The organism is Algoriphagus sp. 10J20-15 (assembly GCF_055809615.1).
Genome location: NZ_JBVVUG010000045.1, coordinates 248288 through 264846 on the forward strand (window position 1 = coordinate 248288; position 16559 = coordinate 264846).

Here is a 16559-nt window from a genome sequence, read left to right on the forward strand (position 1 = left end):
GATTAAACCACTAACTAACTATTATTATGAAGATTGTTAAAATTGTAATTCCACTGTTTTATTTAGCGTTATGCATCCCAGCTTTTGCTCAGAATTCACATCCTTTGGAAGAAAAAGAAAAGAAGGATTTCGAATTCCGAGCTGTGGCTGAATTAGGCTTTTTGTCCGTATTAAGCCATAAAGTGCAGTTTGGAGAAAACGGGACATACTTTGATTATAAAAGAGATGGGGGACAGAATGTGCTATTTCCAGTGGGTAGGCTTTCTCTTGAATTGGACATTAAGGAGCGCAACACATTTATTTTATTGTATCAGCCTCTGACTATTCAAACTCAGGTTTTGCTGAATGATGATATCGTGGTTGACGACTTAGTCTATCCAGCAAATACTTCTGTGGATTTGCTTTATAATTTCCCTTTTTATAGAGTTAGTTATCTGAGGGAATTGCTTCCCAACAAGCCGAAATTTGATTTGGCTGTAGGGGGAAGTATACAGCTAAGAAACGCTACTATCACATTTGAATCTACCGATGGAGAAAGGTTCCGTACCAACAGAGACGTGGGTATAGTTCCAGCTCTGAAAGTTCGTTCCAGGTATGATTTGAGTGAGTTGGTTTACTTAGAACTTGAAGCAGACGGTATCTATGCTCCGATTAGTTATCTGAATGGAAGTGATAATGAGGTGAAAGGAGCGATTTTGGATGCAAGCATCCGGTCAGGACTGAAAGTGACTAATGACGTAAATGCATTTTTCAATCTTCGTTACCTTGGCGGCGGAGCAGTTGGGACCTCTGAGGATGAGCCAGGGCCGGGAGATGGCTATGTGAAAAATTGGCTTCACTTTATGACAGTAACTGCTGGAGTTTCTTACAGGTTTAATTAGTGAAAGAATGATTAAAATCGAATTTTGGCGGGTGGAGTTATAATCCTCCCGCTATTTTTTTAGAAACTATTTATTTAAATTCCTTCAAACTTTTTAGCATATGGCCATAGAGAAAAAATACTGTTTGAACTGTAATTCGGTGATTCAAGGCAGAATTGATAAGAAGTTCTGTGATGATCAATGCCGTAATTCCTACAACAATCAGCAGAATGCCTTTTCAACCAATTACATCCGAAGGGTAAATCACAGCCTGAAAAAGAATCGAAATATTCTGGAATCAATCATTCCTGAAGGTGAGGAAATGGGCAAAACAACCCGTGCGCGACTGTTGAGTGATGGATTTCAATTCAAATATTTCACCCATCTCTACGAAACCAAGAAAGGAAACGTCTACCATTATTGCTACGACTATGGCTATTTGGGGCTAGAAGGAGATTGGTTTTTAGTGGTGAAAGGAAAGGAAGTTTAGCTGCAGGTAGGGAATTGATCGCTTAGCTCATTAGAAATGGGTACTTTTGTGTGTGTTAGAAAAACAACAAAATTCCACCGCCCAGTATCTCAAAAGCCTTTCGATTGAAAGCCTCAACGAAATGCAAACTGAGTTCATCTCCAGAGCAGCCAAAAATCCCCATCTCGTACTTTTATCACCAACTGGTTCAGGAAAGACAGTTGCCTTTCTCATTCCACTTTTAAATTCACTGAAAGAAAATGTAAGGGAAGTACAGGCCTTGATTATCGTGCCTTCTAGAGAATTGGCGATCCAGATCGAGCAGGTTTTCAAAGGCATGAAAGCTCCATTTCGAGTCAGTACTGTTTATGGTGGACATTCTTCCAAGTTAGAATCAAACAGCTTAAGTGAATCACCGGACGTGATTATCGGAACACCTGGAAGACTGGCTGACCATATAGAAAGAGATTCTTTCGATCCAAAAACTGTGCAGACGGTAGTATTGGATGAGTTTGATAAGTCCTTGCAAATGGGATTTCACGAGCAATTGAAAGTTATTTTCGGAGCCTTGAATGGTCAGCAAAGACATTTGCTAACTTCGGCGACTGTGTTGAAAAGACTACCAGACTTTCTTCCCTTTGTAGATCACCGTACGGTTAATTTTCTTAAAGATGTGGTCGAGTCCAAATTGGAACTGAAGATTGTCCATAATTCAAGCAAGGAAAAAGGGGAAACGCTGATGCGTTTGGTAGCAGGATTTCAGGATGAGTCCTGTATCGTTTTTTGCAATCACCGGGATGCAGTGGATAGACTGAGCACATTGCTGAATGAGTACGACTATTTTCATTCGGTTCTTCATGGTGGTTTAGAGCAAATCGATCGGGAGAAGAACCTGATTCGGTTCCGAAGCAAAGTCACGAATCTTTTGATCGCGACTGATTTGGCTTCACGAGGGCTTGATATTCCGGAGATCAAGCATGTAGTTCATTACCAATTGCCTCCAAAAGAAGATGCTTTTATCCATAGAAATGGAAGGACAGCCAGAATGCATGCAGAAGGATTGTCATATCTGATTTTGGCAAATGACGAATCCAGGCCAGATTACATTGAAGAATTTATTGAAGAATATATAGTGGGAGAGAAGCTCGTTCCACCTGTTCCTCAAGAATGGACTTGCCTCTATGTAAGTGCCGGCAAAAAGGATAAAGTAAGCAAGGGTGATATTGTGGGAATGCTTACTAAAAAGGGAGGATTGAGCAGTTCTGAGATCGGTTTGATTACTATCATGGACTTTGCTTCCTATGTGGCAGTGAAAAGTAATTTGGTACAAAAGCTGATGCCAAAATTAAAGAATGAGCGGGTGAAGAAGGTTAAGGTGAAGATTGAAGAGGCCAATTAGAATGCAGTAGGCAGTTTCAGTGATCAGTACTAATATTTGCACATAGTTAATCCTGAAATTCCTTTGCCGGTTTTTTGAATTGTGAATATCCTTATCTTAATACATCAAAACAATCAAGAAATCAAATGAAAAAACGAGTTACAGGTATCGGTGGGATATTTTTCAAAGTCAAGGATCCAGCAAAGACTAAAGATTGGTATCAGACACACTTAGGCTTAAATACAGACCCGTATGGAGCTACTTTTGAATGGAGAAGTGCTGAAGATCCGAATCAAAAAGGCTTTACCCAATGGTCTCCGATGAAGGATGATACTACTTATTTCAAACCTTCAGAAAAGGAATTTATGATCAATTACCGTGTAGAAAATCTCGTGGAGTTGGTGAAAGAATTAAAGGCAGAAGGAGTTACTATTTTGGATGAGATCGATGATACAGAATACGGGAAGTTTGTGCATATACTCGATCCGGATGGACACAGCATTGAGCTTTGGGAGGCAGTAGACGAAGTTTATGATGAAATGACTGAAGGCAAAACTACGAGCTAAACCATGAGTGAAATAAAAATCGAACATGAAACTGATGGGAAAAGAGGTTCTTTTTTCATCCAAGAAGGAGCTAAGCGCTTTGCAGAAATGGTTTATGTCATGGCCGGTGCAAAAAAGATGATTATAGAGCATACCGAAGTTGATGATAGCCTTCAAGGTCAAGGAATAGGATTAAAACTTTTGAAGGAGCTGGTAGAATACGTGCGGAAAGCAGAGATCAAAGTCATTCCGCTTTGCCCATTCGCCAAAGCGATGTTTAAGAAAAAGGAAGAATTTCAGGATGTCTTAAACTAACCTATTTAAAAAAAGAGCGTCCAGATAAGCCATACCAAGATAAGGATCACCATTATTGCGAAGAAGTATCCGCTCCTAGAGAAAGAAGAATATCTGCTGTTTCTATACTTGATACTTTCATCAATGCTTTTTAGGTCAGCTTTGTCCATATTTTTCTCACGGGTAACCCCATCAGGTCTTGATGATTTGGGACGGATTTTTCCCAGATTTCGATTCTCCTTCGAAGACTTGTTTGCTGAAGAAATAAAGCCGGCTCCTCCTGTCATTATTAACTAATTATATCTCAAAATAATGGTTTCTTATGAAATAGAAAAGAACTTGCCCCTACAGGATTTTATTCATGTCCTGACTGATTCAGGATTAGGGGAGAGAAGGCCCATGAATGACCCCGACCATTTAGAAAGAATGCTTCGTAATTCTAATTTGGTGATTGTAGCAAGGGATTCAAGACAAGTGGTTGGAGTGTTGCGGGGTTTATCTGATTTTTCCTATAGAACTTTTATAGCAGACTTAGCAGTCATTTCGGCTAGGCAAGGAGAAGGAATAGGTAAGGGGATGCTCAAGTTTGCCCGGAGCTTAGCTCCCGATGCCAGGCTATTTTTATTTTCCGCTGAAGGCTCTATTCAATTTTACCAGAAAATTGGTTTTGAGCTCCATGAACGCTGCTATCAGTTGAAGCCGGATGAACAGATTAAATAGGTTTATTTACTTTTTTATGACTTATTTTGGACCAGAAGATTCACCTTGAATTTGTAGGTCGATTAAACCTATCTGCTCTTCTTACATCTAATTTGTAATAATATAAAAATGAGGCTTTTTAAGATTTTGATTAAGAAAGTAGTGGTAAAGAATTTGAGAGAAATATTGATCCTCGCGTATTTGGTAGTATTGATCGCTGCCTGTGCGGAAGCTCAAAAACCTGCGCCTAACAATTCAAATCTATATTTTCCCCCGACCGAATCCTCGATTTGGGAAAAGCAACCCATAGCAGACCTAGGATGGGACGGAGTGAAATTTGCGGAATTTCTAGCTTGGCTACCTACCCAGGATACCAGAGCTTTTATCATTATCAAAGATGGTAAAATAGTAGTTGAGGAATATTGGGGCAAAAAGTTAACTGGTGCTGGAGAGATGGATGAAAACTCCTATTGGTATTGGGCTTCTGCAGGAAAAACTCTCACTGCTACATTGGTAGGTATTGCTGAGAATAAAAAGTTGTTGAAAACTAATGACCGAACGCAAAAATATCTTGGCGAAGGCTGGACATCACTCACCAACAACCAAGAGCGTGATATTCGAATAATTCATCAGCTAACCATGACCACTGGACTGGATGATGAAGTAGCAAATTCAGATGTGACTAAGCCTTCTTCCTTAGTGTTTTTAGCTGAGCCTGGTAAGAGATGGGCTTACCACAATGCTCCTTATACTTTGTTAGAACAGGTAGTTCAAAATGCATCTGGTCAAAGCTATCAAAATTTCTTCAATGAAAATTTGGGTGGAAAAATAGGAATGAAAGGGTTTTGGCAGAGAACCGGCGAGAATAATGTGTTCTATAGTGACGCCCGCTCCTTTGCAAGATTTGGGCTTTTATTGCTTGCAAAGGGGGATTGGGACGGAGTTCAGATCTGGTCAGGAGACTTTTTCAATGAGTTATCAAAATCCTCTCAAACCCTGAATCGAAGTTATGGATACCTCACTTGGCTGAATGGGCAGAGTTCTTATATGATTCCACAAACTCAAACAATTTTTCCAGGTATGCTAGTGCCTAATGCACCTGTAGATATGTACCAGGCTATGGGAAAAAATGGACAGTTCTTGATGGTCGTACCCTCAGAAGGATTGGTTATTATAAGAATGGGTGGGTCGGGAGATAATGCGTTGGTTCCATTTCTTTTGATCAGAGACATTTGGGATAGACTGGGACCCATTATTAACTAATCTGGGGTTATTCTTTCGTGTATTTCTCTAATTGAGTCTTAATTTTCTCAAAGGTCAGGGGTTTTTCTAAAAAGCCTGAAACTATCTTATAACCTTGAGCTTTAAATCTATCTTGATAATCGATAGAACTAGAAAGAATAACTATTTTATCACGTCTATTCGGGTGAGCCTCTTGGTATTTATTGAGGAATTCCCACCCATTTAAAACGGGCATATTTATGTCCAAAAAAATAAGAAGAGACTTGTTTGGGTCAATATCATTGAGTTGGCTAAGAGCTTCTTCAGCTTCTAGAAATTCTATGATGTTATCAGTAATACCAACTTTTCCAAGTAACCTTTTATTAATAAGGTTATTTATGGGGTCGTCATCCACTAGAAAAATTGTGTCAAATTGGATCATTTATGGGATTGAAATAGAAAAAAGGATAATTGACTAAGCCAAAATACAATTAATACTGATCCAAGAAAAAGGTTTAACCGCCTTTTTTAAATTTAAAATATGGAGCTGCTAATACTCAGGCAATAAAAAAGGAGGTTCTTTAGAACCTCCTCTTAAAGTATGGTGAACCAGTGATTACATCATGCCACCCATTCCTCCGCCGCCCATTGGAGGCATTGCAGGAGATTCTTCTTTCATATCTGCTACTACACACTCAGTAGTCAATAGAAGTGCTGCAATAGATGCTGCATTCTCAAGAGCTAAACGAGTTACTTTAGTAGGATCGATTACACCTGCTTTGAACAAGTCTTCGTAGACGTCAGTTCTTGCATTGTAGCCATAGTTACCTTTGTTTTCTCTGATCTTATTGATCACTACAGAAGGCTCACCGCCAGCATTAGAAACGATAGTTCTCAATGGAGACTCGATAGCCTGTCTGATGATGTTGATACCAGTATCTTCATCTTCGTTAAGACCTTTCAGGTTATTAAGTGCTTCGGCAGCTCTTACGAGTGCTACACCACCACCTACTACCACGCCTTCTTGAACGGCAGCTCTAGTTGCGTGAAGTGCATCATCAACACGGTCTTTCTTTTCTTTCATTTCTACTTCAGTAGCAGCACCGATATAAAGGATAGCTACACCACCAGAAAGTTTAGCAAGTCTTTCCTGCAGTTTCTCTCTGTCGTAATCAGAAGTAGTTTTGTCAATCTGAGCTTTGATTTCAGCGATTCTGCCTTTGATAGCAGCTGCATCACCAGCACCATTCACAAGAGTCGTATTGTCCTTGTCAATGTTGATTTTCTCAGCTCTACCAAGCATGTCGATAGTAGCATTTTCCAATTTGAAACCTCTTTCTTCAGAAATTACTGTTCCGCCAGTAAGGATAGCGATGTCTTCCAACATAGCTTTTCTTCTATCACCGAAACCTGGAGCTTTCACAGCTGCCACTTTCAAGGCACCTCTGATTTTGTTCACTACCAAAGTAGCAAGAGCTTCTCCGTCTACATCTTCAGAAATGATTACTAGACCTTTTCCTGACTGAGCTACTGGCTCAAGAACTGGAAGCAATTCTTTCATCGAAGAGATCTTTTTGTCGTAGATCAAGATGTAAGGCTGCTCTAATTCTACTTCCATTTTCTCCGTGTTAGTCACGAAGTAAGGAGAAAGGTAACCTCTGTCAAACTGCATACCTTCTACAGTTTTAACTTCAGTTTCAGTACCTTTTGCTTCTTCAACAGTGATCACACCGTCTTTACCTACTTTGTCCATTGCGTTAGAAATCATTGTTCCGATTTCTTCGTCATTGTTAGCAGATACAGTCGCTACTTGAGCGATTTCTTTAGAAGTAGAGATTTGCTTAGAATCAGCTTGAAGTTGCTTAACAACAGCAGCAACTGCTTTGTCAATACCTCTCTTAAGATCCATTGGGTTAGCTCCGGCAGCTACGTTTTTGATACCTACACCGAAGATAGATTGAGCGAGGACAGTAGCAGTAGTAGTACCATCACCTGCATTGTCAGCAGTTTTAGAAGCTACTTCTTTTACCAACTGAGCACCCATATTCTCGATTGGCTCAGCCAATTCGATTTCTTTTGCTACAGACACACCATCTTTAGTAATGGTAGGTGCACCGAATTTTTTATCAATGATCACATTACGTCCCTTTGGACCCAATGTCACTTTTACTGCGTCAGCAAGTGCATCAACGCCTTTCTTCAGCTGATCTCTTGCACTTGTGTTGAAAAATAATTGCTTAGACATATTGTTACTATTTTGAGTTAACGATTAAGGATGATTTATTAAAGTATTGCAAAGATGTCAGACTCTCTCATGATAAGATAGTCACTGCCTTCTACGCTTAGCTCAGTACCGGAATATTTACCGTACAATACAGTATCACCAACTTTAACGGTTAGAGGCTCATCTTTTTTGCCATTTCCTACTGCTACTACAGTACCTTTTTGTGGTTTTTCCTTAGCGGTATCTGGGATGTAAAGTCCAGAAGCTGTTTTCTCTTCAGCTGCAGCAGGTTGTACCAAAACTCTGTCTGCAAGAGGTTTGATGTTCACATTTGACATAATATAAATTCGTTTAAGGTTAGATTAAAATGTAATTGCCTATTAGCACTTCCTGTGCCAAGCAAGGATTCTGGCTAAAGGCTGACAAATCGGCTGTAAAAGCTGGGGAAAATGTGTCCACAGCCAGTTTTTTTTGGCAGGAGAGACTGCCATTTTTGCTCTCATCGCTTCAAATTTGTCAGAAATTCGTAATTTATATCCAAACCTATTCCCTATGACATCACTACCTAAAAACTGGATAACAGAAGGCCTAATAGATTTTGAGTATAAAAAGTATCAATTGTTGGCCTATTTACAGGAAACTAATAAGCATTTTAATGCGATGAAGCTTTATCCTGTCCTTGCAGAGTTGATTGATCATTACCGTGATTTGAACGAATTAAAATCAGGTAAGAAAGAGATGGCAAACCTGTTTCCCAAGACCTTAGATTCTATCGACTTTCAAAAAGGAAGGTTGAATTATCAATCAAAGGTCAGCGAGGACGGAATCATGAAAGAACTATCTCTAATCACTGAATTTGCGTTACCCAAGATCACTTCGAAGATAGATGAAGGTAGGGCGATCTATGATTTCGTGGAAGAGCAACTTGAATTTGAGCCGGTCGGGATTGTGCCGATCTATAATCAGGAAGGTTATATATTGATGACCAGAGATAAAAAGCAGGATATTCATGCCTTCCGGTATAAATCTAGTTTACTGCATTTCGCTGGTGAAAAGTTTCGTTAGCATTAGCATGTGGCTGGTAGGGGTGTTCCAACGTAGCTTAGTCAATACGTTAGAGCAAATAAAAATGACCTGGTGCGTGAAATCAAGGAGCTGCCAAACCCTGCTACGTGGAGAATTCATAGCCAAAGAGAATTTCCAATAGAAGAGACTTTAGTCCCTATCAGTAAGAGACTTTTGCTTAAGTCTGTCTCACTATAGGTTGAAAACAAGAAAAGTCTGCTCTTTGGGAGCAGACTTTCAAATTCCATAGAACTTTATTGCTTAGTTACCTGATGTAGTGTCAGGCTCTGTAGTTGCTTCTTCAGTAGTGGCAGGTAGAAGGCTTTCGTCTTCGCCAAAAGTAGGAGCTACCACTTGCTGCTTCGCATTCTCAATATTAGGAGAAGAGAATTGGTTGGACTGTGATCCTGAATAGAATGCAGAAGATGCCAAAGACAATACAAGGATAGAGACTGCCAATACCCAGGTGGCTTTTTCAAGCACATTTCCAGTTCGGGTTACACCCATGATTTGTGAGGCGCTACCACCAAATGCAGCTCCAACTCCACCTTTAGAATTTTGTCCTAGAATCACTAAGATTAGCAATACGGCCAAAATTAGAATAATTGTAATCAATAAAGTAAACATATAATATGGGTGTTAATCTTTCAGTTTTTCAATCAAGTCCGCAAAGTAAGCCCTTTTATCCGGAAACTTCAATACCAACTTCTCATAAATTTCCTTGGATAATTGCTTCTTACCCTGATTGGCAAGAATCTTTGCATAGGATTCAGAAATCATGTTGTCATTAATCTGAGTGCTAGCAGCTGCAGGTTCTCCGTATTTTGGTTTGCTTCAATTTCTTTTATAGTTGCCAACTTGATGGATTTTTTGCTGAAAGCCTTGATTAGGTCAATTTGCTCCTTCTTTTTCTCATCAAGAATTTCCTTTTTATCCTTCTTTTTGATCATTTCGATCAAATCGTCTTTAGGAGGTTTTCTTCTTCTTGGCTTTGGTTTTGGTGGTTCAGGTTTAGCTTCCACCTCAATAATTTCCGCAATTACTTCCTTCTTTTCTTCAGGTTTTGGAGTAGCCACCTGTGGAGAAGTAGGTGCTTCTTCGGTCTTTTCCACCAAAGTTTTGAGCCAAATTCTATTGGGGCTTGTGATCGCTGCATATCCTATAGACCAGGAATTTTCTATGTTGTTTTTTTGAATTTCATAACGTGCTGTGAGTACGTGGGGAATCTGAAAGTATGGGAAATTTTCAGACACTTTTTGCAACTGTAGCATATCGCTGCGATCACAGGAGTCTGATTTTTGAATAATTTCTAAAAACTGGGATGCATTCACTTGAATAGTATTTTTAGATTGATTAGTTGGGAAATATGCGCTAGAGTCAGACGATGTGAAGATATCTTGAATGATGGTGAAAATCTCCTCCAATAACTTTTTTTCCATATCGAGGAAAGTAGTCGTCGATGGATCATAATCCTTGAAAAACGTGAAGTCACTTATTAGCGTCTCCTCTTCGTTTTCCGCATTTATATATTCTACATCAATGACTATAGTTAACCGCATCGTTGCAGCACTAAGATTAAACTTAATCGCTGCACCGCCAAATGCTAAGTTTTGATTATTCTCTCTAGCCTCGATCTCTTTTATCGATTCTAATTTAATTTCTTTTTTACTAATACTTTTTATTAGATCTAGCGTCCTTTTTTCAGGAGCACTTGCTATCTCGTGATTATCTTTTGTTGAATAGACTGTGTCTACGTTATTTTCTATAAGCGCTTTAAGCCAAATTCTATCAGGGCTGTTGATCGCTGCATACCCTCGAGAGAAACTGTTTTTAGAATTATACAGCTGATATTCATGCCTAGCAGTGAGGATATGTGGAATTAGAAAATAAGGGAAGTTTTTCTCTAACTTTTCTAATAGCTCTACCTCATTACTTTCTAACGAATCTTTTTTATGGATTATTTCTAAAAATTGGGCTGCGTTCAACTGAATATCTCTCTTGTAATCTGAATATAAGCAAATTACCAGTTGGCGACTGTGGCGGTAAAGATATCTTGTATGATATTAGTGAATATTTCGTCGACTAATTCATTTTCAACATCCAAGAACGTAGTCGTTCGCGGATCGTAATCTTGGAAAAAGGTGAATCCTCTTTTTAGATTTTCCTCTTCATTTGTGGTGTTGATATACTCCACTTCCACGACAATAGTCAAACGCATCGTTCCTGCTCGGTCAGGGCGATTTGGATCAGTACTTGTCACTGCGGCCTGTGGAGTAGTGGTGTAGCGAGAAATTGCTCCCATAAACTGCAAGTTTCCATTTGATCTTACGAGTTCCAACTGGGTATTTCTTTGGTAATACTCCTTAAGCGCTTCAGTAAAACGCTGCTCGATATTCGCAGGTCCTCCTCCAGAATCATTGAAGAAATTCTCGACTGTAAAAGTTTTCACTAGGTCATAATCTATATTCGTACCTGTGAAGCTATAGCTTACGGAGCAACTCTGAAATAGAAATAAAGCTAATCCACAAATTAGAATATGGAGTTTACTGGTCAATTTCATATTGTTTGATCTTTCTGTAAAGTGTCCGTTCGGATATGCCTAAATCACCTGCAGCATATTTTCTTTTATTGTTATGCTTGCGCAAAGCTCTTAGAATCATCTCCTTTTCCTTCTTCTCCAGAGATAGTGAATTATCATCTTCCTCATGAATGATGTCTTCGATCGCGTCATCTTCATAGTCATCGTTGTTAACAGAATTTGATTTCTGCGAGTCGAGCACTAATGGAACATAACTTGGATTAGTTTCTGTGCTTTCTGGAGCGCCAAATCCACTATCCATATCCTCGAAAAGGCTTTGATGCTTTTGAATGATAGATTGGTTTAATCCTCCATTTTTGTAGGAATCCAATACTAGTTTTTTCAATTCGTTCATATCCTTTTTCATGTCAAAAAGAACCTTGTATAACAGATCTCTTTCAGAAAAATCTGAAGAATCATTGTTTTTTGACATGTTGGGAAGCGTCATAGGTAGACGAGAATTGTCAGACGGAAGATATCTTGACAAGGTTTCGGCATGTACATCTCGTTCGCTTTCCAAAAGAGAAATTTGCTCAGCAATATTTTTTAATTGACAGAATGTTCCGGAAAGGAATAACGCATCAAAGCAGCTTGGGCTTCATTGTCGAGTGAAATCGGGCGAACGTGGTATTTCTCTGAAAAATCCGAAGTGAATTTTCTAAAAAGTAAAACTACATCCTCCCCTCGTTCTCTCAATGGTGGGACAAAAATCGGAACTGTATTCAGTCTGTAATAAAGGTCTTCCCGGAACTTCCCTTTTTCTACTGCCTTTAGAAGCTTCACATTGGTAGCAGTGATCACTCGGACATTCGTTTTCAAGACTTTGGAAGAACCCACTTTGATGAATTCTCCATTTTCAAGAACTCGCAGCAATCTAGCCTGAGTGCCAAGAGGCATTTCCCCAATTTCATCGAGGAAGATTGAGCCGCCATCTGTAACCTCAAAGTATCCTTTCCTGGATTCATGAGCGCCTGTGAAAGATCCTTTTTCATGACCAAAAAGTTCCGAATCAATTGTTCCTTCTGGAATCGCACCGCAGTTAATTGCTATGAATTTGCCATGCTTACGAAGGCTTAGCGAATGAATGATCTTCGAAAAGCTCTCTTTACCACTACCACTTTCACCGTTGATCAAAACTGTCATATCGGTGGGAGCTGCTTGCATCGCCACCTGAATTGCGTGATTCAACAGGGGGCTATTTCCAATGATCCCGAAGCGTTGTTTGACGCTTTGTACTTCCGGATTTGTAATCATCATAATTGAGGGTTTATTTCAATTACCTCACCAAAAAGGGTTGCTGGTGTGCAATCAGTAATTTTCACGGTTAAGTAATCACCTTTGGAATAATTACCTGCTGGGACGATTACTACTTTATTTGCTGAGTTCCTTCCTTTGAATTCATCAGCTGATTTTTTAGAGGCGCCTTCGACCAGTATCACTTGCTCCTTGCCCAAATCAAGCTTATTTCTCTCTAAAGAAGATGAACTTTGTTTTTTAATGACCTCAGATAAACGTCTCTTTTTTACTTCCATTGGAATATCATCGACATATTTCTTTGCCGCCAAAGTACCATTGGTCTTTCAGAGTAAAAGAACATGTAAGAAAAATCGAATTTGACGATGTCCATCAAGGATAGTGTGTCCTGATGCTCTTCTTCAGTTTCACTGCAAAATCCTGTAATCATATCAGAGGAAATGCCACATTCTTCGCCTAAAATTTCTCGGATTTTGGAAACTCTTTCCAGATACCATTCCCGATCGTAGGTTCTATTCATCAATTCCAACACGCGGGAATTACCACTTTGTGCTGGTAAATGGATGTATTTGCAGATGTTATCGTACTTCTTCATCGTGTACAAGACTTCATCTGTAATGTCCTTTGGATGAGAAGTGGAGAAACGTATTCTTAGAGAGGGATCTACCAAGGCTACCATTTCCAATAAGTTGGCAAAATTGACTACGGTACTTACTTCTTCTTCTTTTTTGTTTAGTCTTGCCTTATTGTTCTCCTCCGGGGACCACTTGTAGCTATCGACATTTTGACCGAGAAGGGTCACTTCCTTGTAGCCTTTAGAGAATAGGTCTTTTGCTTCGGCTACGATGGAATGTGGATCGCGACTTCTTTCTCTACCACGAGTGAAGGGCACTACGCAGAAAGAACACATATTATCACATCCACGCATGATAGAAATGAATGCGGTGATGCCATTGGAATTCAATCGGACAGGGGAGATGTCTGCGTAGGTTTCCTCACGGGAAAGAAATGTATTTACCGCCTTTTGACCTTCTTCTGCAACAGAAAGTAGGTTTGGAAGATCACGATAAGCATCTGGACCAACCACTATATCCACTAGCTTTTCTTCCTCTAGTAGTTTTTCTTTGAGTCGCTCAGCCATGCATCCCAAAACTCCGATTGTGAGTGAAGGTTTAGCTCTTTTGGCTCTTTGAAAATCTGTAAGTCGTTTTCTTACTGTCTGCTCAGCTTTTTCACGGATGGAGCAAGTATTAAGGAAAATAGCATCGGCTTGGTAAAAATCAGAAGTGGTGTCGTATCCTCCTTCTTTCATAATGGAAGCTACTACTTCGGAATCTGCGAAGTTCATCGCACAACCGTAGCTTTCAATATATAGTTTTCGGGTTTTTCCGGTATTCTCATCTACGGTAGTTTTGAAGTCGCACGCTTGTGCTTCTTCCCCTGAGATGATATCAATGTCTGCAATCAAATTATTCATATTTCTAAAATCTGTCTTACGAAGGGCATATGGAATCTCGCAGCGTAACCCCGATAGCTATCGGGAAATGCCAGTGTATGACTTTTGAGTCATGCCTGTCCGCCACAGGCAGGCTCGATTTCATGTAATTTCTTCTTTCCTTCTTTCGGAAGGCGAAATTACGAAAATGCGGACAAAATGGCAGGATCTGCGATTCTTTTATTTTGTGAATTCATGTCTAGGTAAGAGCTTGTCTAATAAGCTAGAATATAGTTATGTGCTGAATAGAAGTTTATTTTTCAAAAGGAATTCTCAGCTGCTCACCGAAATGCTGATGTTCTTCGGTGATATTTAGATTCGAGATCCCCAAACCCAACAGACGGATTGATTTTTCGAAGGGTTCTTGAGCCAAGAGTTCTTGGGCTATTTCCCAGATTTGGCTTTCTTCCGGATATTGCTCCTGAGTTTTGCTTCGAGTTTGTTGAGTGAAATCAGCATATTTTATTTTCAGCGTAACAGTTCTTCCTTTTATTCCGGATTTTTTGATTCGTTTGATTAATTCATCATAGATTTTTCTCAGTTCTGCTAGAGAAGTGCATCAAAGTCAATAAGGTCCTTTTCAAAGGTATTCTCTGCACTGAGTGATTTACGGATTCGATGCGGTTGGACTTCAGAGAGATGAATTCCCCTGACTATGTTGAAATAGTGAATGCCTGATTTCCCAAACTTGCGGGTGAGGTATTGAAGGGAAAACTGCTTTAGGTCCTTTCCATTATGAATTCCTAGACCACTCATTTTTTCGGCAGTTACTTTTCCGATTCCAAAGAATTTTTTGATAGGTAGTTTTTCTAAAAACGCCTCAGCTTCCTCGGGAAGGATTACTGCAGCTTGGCCATTGGGTTTGTTCAGAATCAGAAGCTGTTTTGGCTAAAAACTTATTGTAGGAAACGCCTGCCGAAGCATTTAAGCTCGTGTTCGTTCTTTGATCTTTTGTCTGATCTGCTTAGCTATCAAAATGGCTGATTTCAAGCCTTTTTTGTTTTCCGTCACATCCATAAATGCCTCATCCAGTGGAGAGCGGCTCTACCAAGTCTGTGTATTCGTAGAAAATTTCTCGAATCTGACCAGAAATCTCTCGGTATCGATCAAATCTCGCTGGAGCAAAAATAAGTTGAGGACATTTGCGGGCAGCCAAGACAGAGGACATGGCTGAATAGACACCGAATTTTCTGGCTTCATAACTAGCTGCCGCGACCACACCTCGAGCAGCATTTCCACCGACTACTAAAGGTTTTCCTCTCCACTCCGGATGATCAAGTTGTTCCACGGAGGCGTAGAATGCATCCATATCCACGTGAATGATTTTCCTTATGGGATTGGGATTTATGTCTCCGGTCATTTTCCACTGAGCACTTCCAAAATTGCCTTAGCTTTTAGACTGCATTCATCATATTCTTGTTCGGCGTTCGCATCAAAAGTGATGGCACTGCCAACTCCAAAGTAGAGTTTTTTTTACCGCCAGATCTGCGATAATGCTTCTGATTACTACTGAAAAATCAAAGTCTCCATTTTCTTCAATCACTCCAAATGTCCCAGAGAACCAACCTCTTTTAAAGCTTTCCAGCTCTTCGACTATTTCCATCGTACGGATTTTGGGAGCACCAGTCATGCTTCCCATTGGGAAAGAAGCTTGAATGATTTCTGAAAAAGTGGTGTCCTCCTTTAATTCTGATACTATAGTACTGATCATTTGAAAGACTTTTGGAAAAGGATAAATCCCAAAAAGTTCTGTGACTTTGACTGATCCTGTCTTGGAAACCTTAGACAGGTCATTACGCATCAAATCAGTGATCATTAAGTTTTCAGCTTGTTCCTTTTCGCTATTCCCTAATGTTTCTTTGTTCTGTAAATCTTCGGCTTTGGATACACCTCGTTTGATTGTTCCTTTAATGGGCTGGGCGATAAGTTTGTCTTCTCTGTTTTTTTCAAGATTCGCTCAGGGGAAGCTGAAATTAACCACTGGGATTTTGCTTTGAATAGGGCTGAAAAGGGCATTGGAGAAAGCTTATTCAAGTTGAAATATGCTGAAATAGGATCCCAATTTTCGAATGTGCCGGTATAGGCTTGACAAAAATTACTTTCGTAGGTATTTCCCTCAACAATGTGCCTTTGAATGGCTTTTACAGTGTCTGAATAGTTCTCGGGGGTTATTTGTGGTTGGACAGAGCAGTTAGTAAATGGTCTCTCAGGCAGTGTTATCTGTTCGATCTCTTGCGAGAATTCCTCATTTAGTTCAACATCCGAAATCACTTTCTCTCCTAAAAACTTCAATGAAAAGGAGGGTGCAAAAAAGCAATCCTCAGGAAGATCGAAAAATGCAGGATTTTCACTGTGAAGATTTTCTAATTGGTTTTTATAATCATACCCAATAATTCCAACTTTTTTAAAACTGCTAGGTTCATTCCAAATTTCCTTTTTTAGATAATTGACTTTTTCCTGCGTAAAAGTGGGAGGTG

Annotated in this window: 16 protein-coding genes and 4 pseudogenes; 8 read left to right on the top strand and 12 right to left on the bottom strand. The window is 39.7% G+C overall.

Annotated elements, in window-relative coordinates:
- Positions 1 to 26 precede the first annotated feature (26 nt).
- From AC0L6R_RS20905 to AC0L6R_RS20925, 5 genes are all read left to right on the top strand, one after another.
- Positions 27 to 881: a hypothetical protein gene (locus AC0L6R_RS20905; protein WP_473272973.1), complete on the top strand. Its 855-nt coding sequence runs from the start codon at positions 27 to 29 to the stop codon at positions 879 to 881.
- A 100-nt stretch (positions 882 to 981) separates the two neighbouring features.
- Positions 982 to 1350: a hypothetical protein gene (locus AC0L6R_RS20910; protein WP_473272974.1), complete on the top strand. Its 369-nt coding sequence runs from the start codon at positions 982 to 984 to the stop codon at positions 1348 to 1350.
- 121 nt (positions 1351 to 1471) lie between these two features.
- Positions 1472 to 2728, top strand: a complete 1257-nt coding sequence (locus tag AC0L6R_RS20915) for a DEAD/DEAH box helicase (protein ID WP_473272976.1) — start codon at positions 1472 to 1474, stop codon at positions 2726 to 2728.
- Positions 2729 to 2853: 125 nt separating this feature from the next.
- On the top strand, positions 2854 to 3273 hold the full coding sequence (locus tag AC0L6R_RS20920; RefSeq protein ID WP_283411391.1) for a VOC family protein: 420 nt from the start codon (positions 2854 to 2856) through the stop codon (positions 3271 to 3273).
- Between the two features lie 3 nt (positions 3274 to 3276).
- Entirely contained in the window at positions 3277 to 3567 is a 291-nt protein-coding gene (locus tag AC0L6R_RS20925; protein WP_473272977.1) for a GNAT family N-acetyltransferase, read from the top strand.
- Between the two features lie 5 nt (positions 3568 to 3572).
- Here AC0L6R_RS20925 and AC0L6R_RS20930 read toward each other — a convergent pair whose 3' ends face one another.
- On the bottom strand, positions 3573 to 3833 hold the full coding sequence (locus tag AC0L6R_RS20930) for a hypothetical protein (RefSeq protein WP_283411389.1): 261 nt from the start codon (positions 3831 to 3833) through the stop codon (positions 3573 to 3575).
- A 25-nt stretch (positions 3834 to 3858) separates the two neighbouring features.
- Between AC0L6R_RS20930 and AC0L6R_RS20935 the strand changes: the two genes are divergently transcribed.
- Together AC0L6R_RS20935 and AC0L6R_RS20940 are read left to right on the top strand one after the other, a co-directional pair.
- A complete protein-coding gene (locus AC0L6R_RS20935) occupies positions 3859 to 4266 on the top strand; it encodes a GNAT family N-acetyltransferase (RefSeq protein WP_473272979.1) in 408 nt (135 codons plus the stop codon).
- A 108-nt stretch (positions 4267 to 4374) separates the two neighbouring features.
- Positions 4375 to 5508 (top strand): serine hydrolase domain-containing protein, encoded by a 1134-nt coding sequence (locus AC0L6R_RS20940; protein WP_473272981.1) that lies wholly within the window; start codon positions 4375 to 4377, stop codon positions 5506 to 5508.
- Positions 5509 to 5515: 7 nt separating this feature from the next.
- Here the strand turns inward: AC0L6R_RS20940 and AC0L6R_RS20945 are convergent, their stop codons facing one another.
- From AC0L6R_RS20945 to AC0L6R_RS20955, 3 genes are all read right to left on the bottom strand, one after another.
- Positions 5516 to 5908 carry a response regulator gene (locus tag AC0L6R_RS20945; protein WP_283411386.1) on the bottom strand — a complete coding sequence of 131 codons (393 nt, stop codon included), beginning with the start codon at positions 5906 to 5908 and terminating at the stop codon, positions 5516 to 5518.
- Between the two features lie 174 nt (positions 5909 to 6082).
- Complete coding sequence (gene groL / locus AC0L6R_RS20950) at positions 6083 to 7711, bottom strand: chaperonin GroEL (RefSeq protein ID WP_283411385.1); 1629 nt, start codon at positions 7709 to 7711, stop codon at positions 6083 to 6085.
- Between the two features lie 38 nt (positions 7712 to 7749).
- Positions 7750 to 8028: a co-chaperone GroES gene (locus AC0L6R_RS20955; protein WP_086542933.1), complete on the bottom strand. Its 279-nt coding sequence runs from the start codon at positions 8026 to 8028 to the stop codon at positions 7750 to 7752.
- A 214-nt stretch (positions 8029 to 8242) separates the two neighbouring features.
- Here AC0L6R_RS20955 and AC0L6R_RS20960 point away from each other — a divergent pair, with 214 nt between their 5' ends.
- Entirely contained in the window at positions 8243 to 8755 is a 513-nt protein-coding gene (locus tag AC0L6R_RS20960; protein ID WP_473272982.1) for a hypothetical protein, read from the top strand.
- A gap of 261 nt (positions 8756 to 9016) precedes the next feature.
- Here the strand turns inward: AC0L6R_RS20960 and secG are convergent, their stop codons facing one another.
- From secG to AC0L6R_RS21000, 8 genes and pseudogenes are all read right to left on the bottom strand, one after another.
- A complete protein-coding gene (gene secG, locus AC0L6R_RS20965) occupies positions 9017 to 9382 on the bottom strand; it encodes a preprotein translocase subunit SecG (RefSeq protein WP_473272984.1) in 366 nt (121 codons plus the stop codon).
- Between the two features lie 12 nt (positions 9383 to 9394).
- Entirely contained in the window at positions 9395 to 9535 is a 141-nt protein-coding gene (locus AC0L6R_RS20970; RefSeq protein ID WP_473272985.1) for a hypothetical protein, read from the bottom strand.
- The gene (locus AC0L6R_RS20975) at positions 9532 to 10740 is read right to left on the bottom strand and encodes a hypothetical protein (RefSeq protein ID WP_473272987.1); all 1209 of its coding nucleotides are present in this window, start codon (positions 10738 to 10740) and stop codon (positions 9532 to 9534) included. The genes AC0L6R_RS20970 and AC0L6R_RS20975 overlap by 4 nt, the downstream gene beginning before the upstream one ends.
- A gap of 35 nt (positions 10741 to 10775) precedes the next feature.
- Complete coding sequence (lptE, locus tag AC0L6R_RS20980; RefSeq protein ID WP_283411381.1) at positions 10776 to 11315, bottom strand: LPS assembly lipoprotein LptE; 540 nt, start codon at positions 11313 to 11315, stop codon at positions 10776 to 10778.
- A pseudogene (locus tag AC0L6R_RS20985) lies at positions 11299 to 12587 on the bottom strand (sigma 54-interacting transcriptional regulator). The gene lptE and the pseudogene AC0L6R_RS20985 overlap by 17 nt, the downstream one beginning before the upstream one ends.
- Positions 12587 to 14064, bottom strand: a pseudogene (gene miaB / locus AC0L6R_RS20990) (tRNA (N6-isopentenyl adenosine(37)-C2)-methylthiotransferase MiaB). Before miaB ends, AC0L6R_RS20985 begins: the two co-directional pseudogenes overlap by 1 nt.
- A gap of 271 nt (positions 14065 to 14335) precedes the next feature.
- Positions 14336 to 15442 (bottom strand): annotated as a pseudogene (gene dinB, locus AC0L6R_RS20995) (DNA polymerase IV).
- 72 nt (positions 15443 to 15514) lie between these two features.
- A pseudogene (locus tag AC0L6R_RS21000) lies at positions 15515 to 16353 on the bottom strand (chorismate-binding protein).
- Positions 16354 to 16559 lie beyond the last annotated feature (206 nt).

What these genes read in the sequence shown, in the direction of transcription:
- AC0L6R_RS20905 (WP_473272973.1), top strand. Translation starts at nt 27, where the DNA reads ATGAAGATTGTTAAAATTGTAATTCCACTGTTTTATTTAGCGTTATGC.
- AC0L6R_RS20910 (WP_473272974.1), top strand. Translation starts at nt 982, where the DNA reads ATGGCCATAGAGAAAAAATACTGTTTGAACTGTAATTCGGTGATTCAA.
- AC0L6R_RS20915 (WP_473272976.1), top strand. Translation starts at nt 1,472, where the DNA reads ATGCAAACTGAGTTCATCTCCAGAGCAGCCAAAAATCCCCATCTCGTA.
- AC0L6R_RS20920 (WP_283411391.1), top strand. Translation starts at nt 2,854, where the DNA reads ATGAAAAAACGAGTTACAGGTATCGGTGGGATATTTTTCAAAGTCAAG.
- AC0L6R_RS20925 (WP_473272977.1), top strand. Translation starts at nt 3,277, where the DNA reads ATGAGTGAAATAAAAATCGAACATGAAACTGATGGGAAAAGAGGTTCT.
- AC0L6R_RS20930 (WP_283411389.1), bottom strand. Translation starts at nt 3,833, where the DNA reads ATGACAGGAGGAGCCGGCTTTATTTCTTCAGCAAACAAGTCTTCGAAG.
- AC0L6R_RS20935 (WP_473272979.1), top strand. Translation starts at nt 3,859, where the DNA reads ATGGTTTCTTATGAAATAGAAAAGAACTTGCCCCTACAGGATTTTATT.
- AC0L6R_RS20940 (WP_473272981.1), top strand. Translation starts at nt 4,375, where the DNA reads ATGAGGCTTTTTAAGATTTTGATTAAGAAAGTAGTGGTAAAGAATTTG.
- AC0L6R_RS20945 (WP_283411386.1), bottom strand. Translation starts at nt 5,908, where the DNA reads ATGATCCAATTTGACACAATTTTTCTAGTGGATGACGACCCCATAAAT.
- groL (WP_283411385.1), bottom strand. Translation starts at nt 7,711, where the DNA reads ATGTCTAAGCAATTATTTTTCAACACAAGTGCAAGAGATCAGCTGAAG.
- AC0L6R_RS20955 (WP_086542933.1), bottom strand. Translation starts at nt 8,028, where the DNA reads ATGTCAAATGTGAACATCAAACCTCTTGCAGACAGAGTTTTGGTACAA.
- AC0L6R_RS20960 (WP_473272982.1), top strand. Translation starts at nt 8,243, where the DNA reads ATGACATCACTACCTAAAAACTGGATAACAGAAGGCCTAATAGATTTT.
- secG (WP_473272984.1), bottom strand. Translation starts at nt 9,382, where the DNA reads ATGTTTACTTTATTGATTACAATTATTCTAATTTTGGCCGTATTGCTA.
- AC0L6R_RS20970 (WP_473272985.1), bottom strand. Translation starts at nt 9,535, where the DNA reads ATGATTTCTGAATCCTATGCAAAGATTCTTGCCAATCAGGGTAAGAAG.
- lptE (WP_283411381.1), bottom strand. Translation starts at nt 11,315, where the DNA reads ATGAAATTGACCAGTAAACTCCATATTCTAATTTGTGGATTAGCTTTA.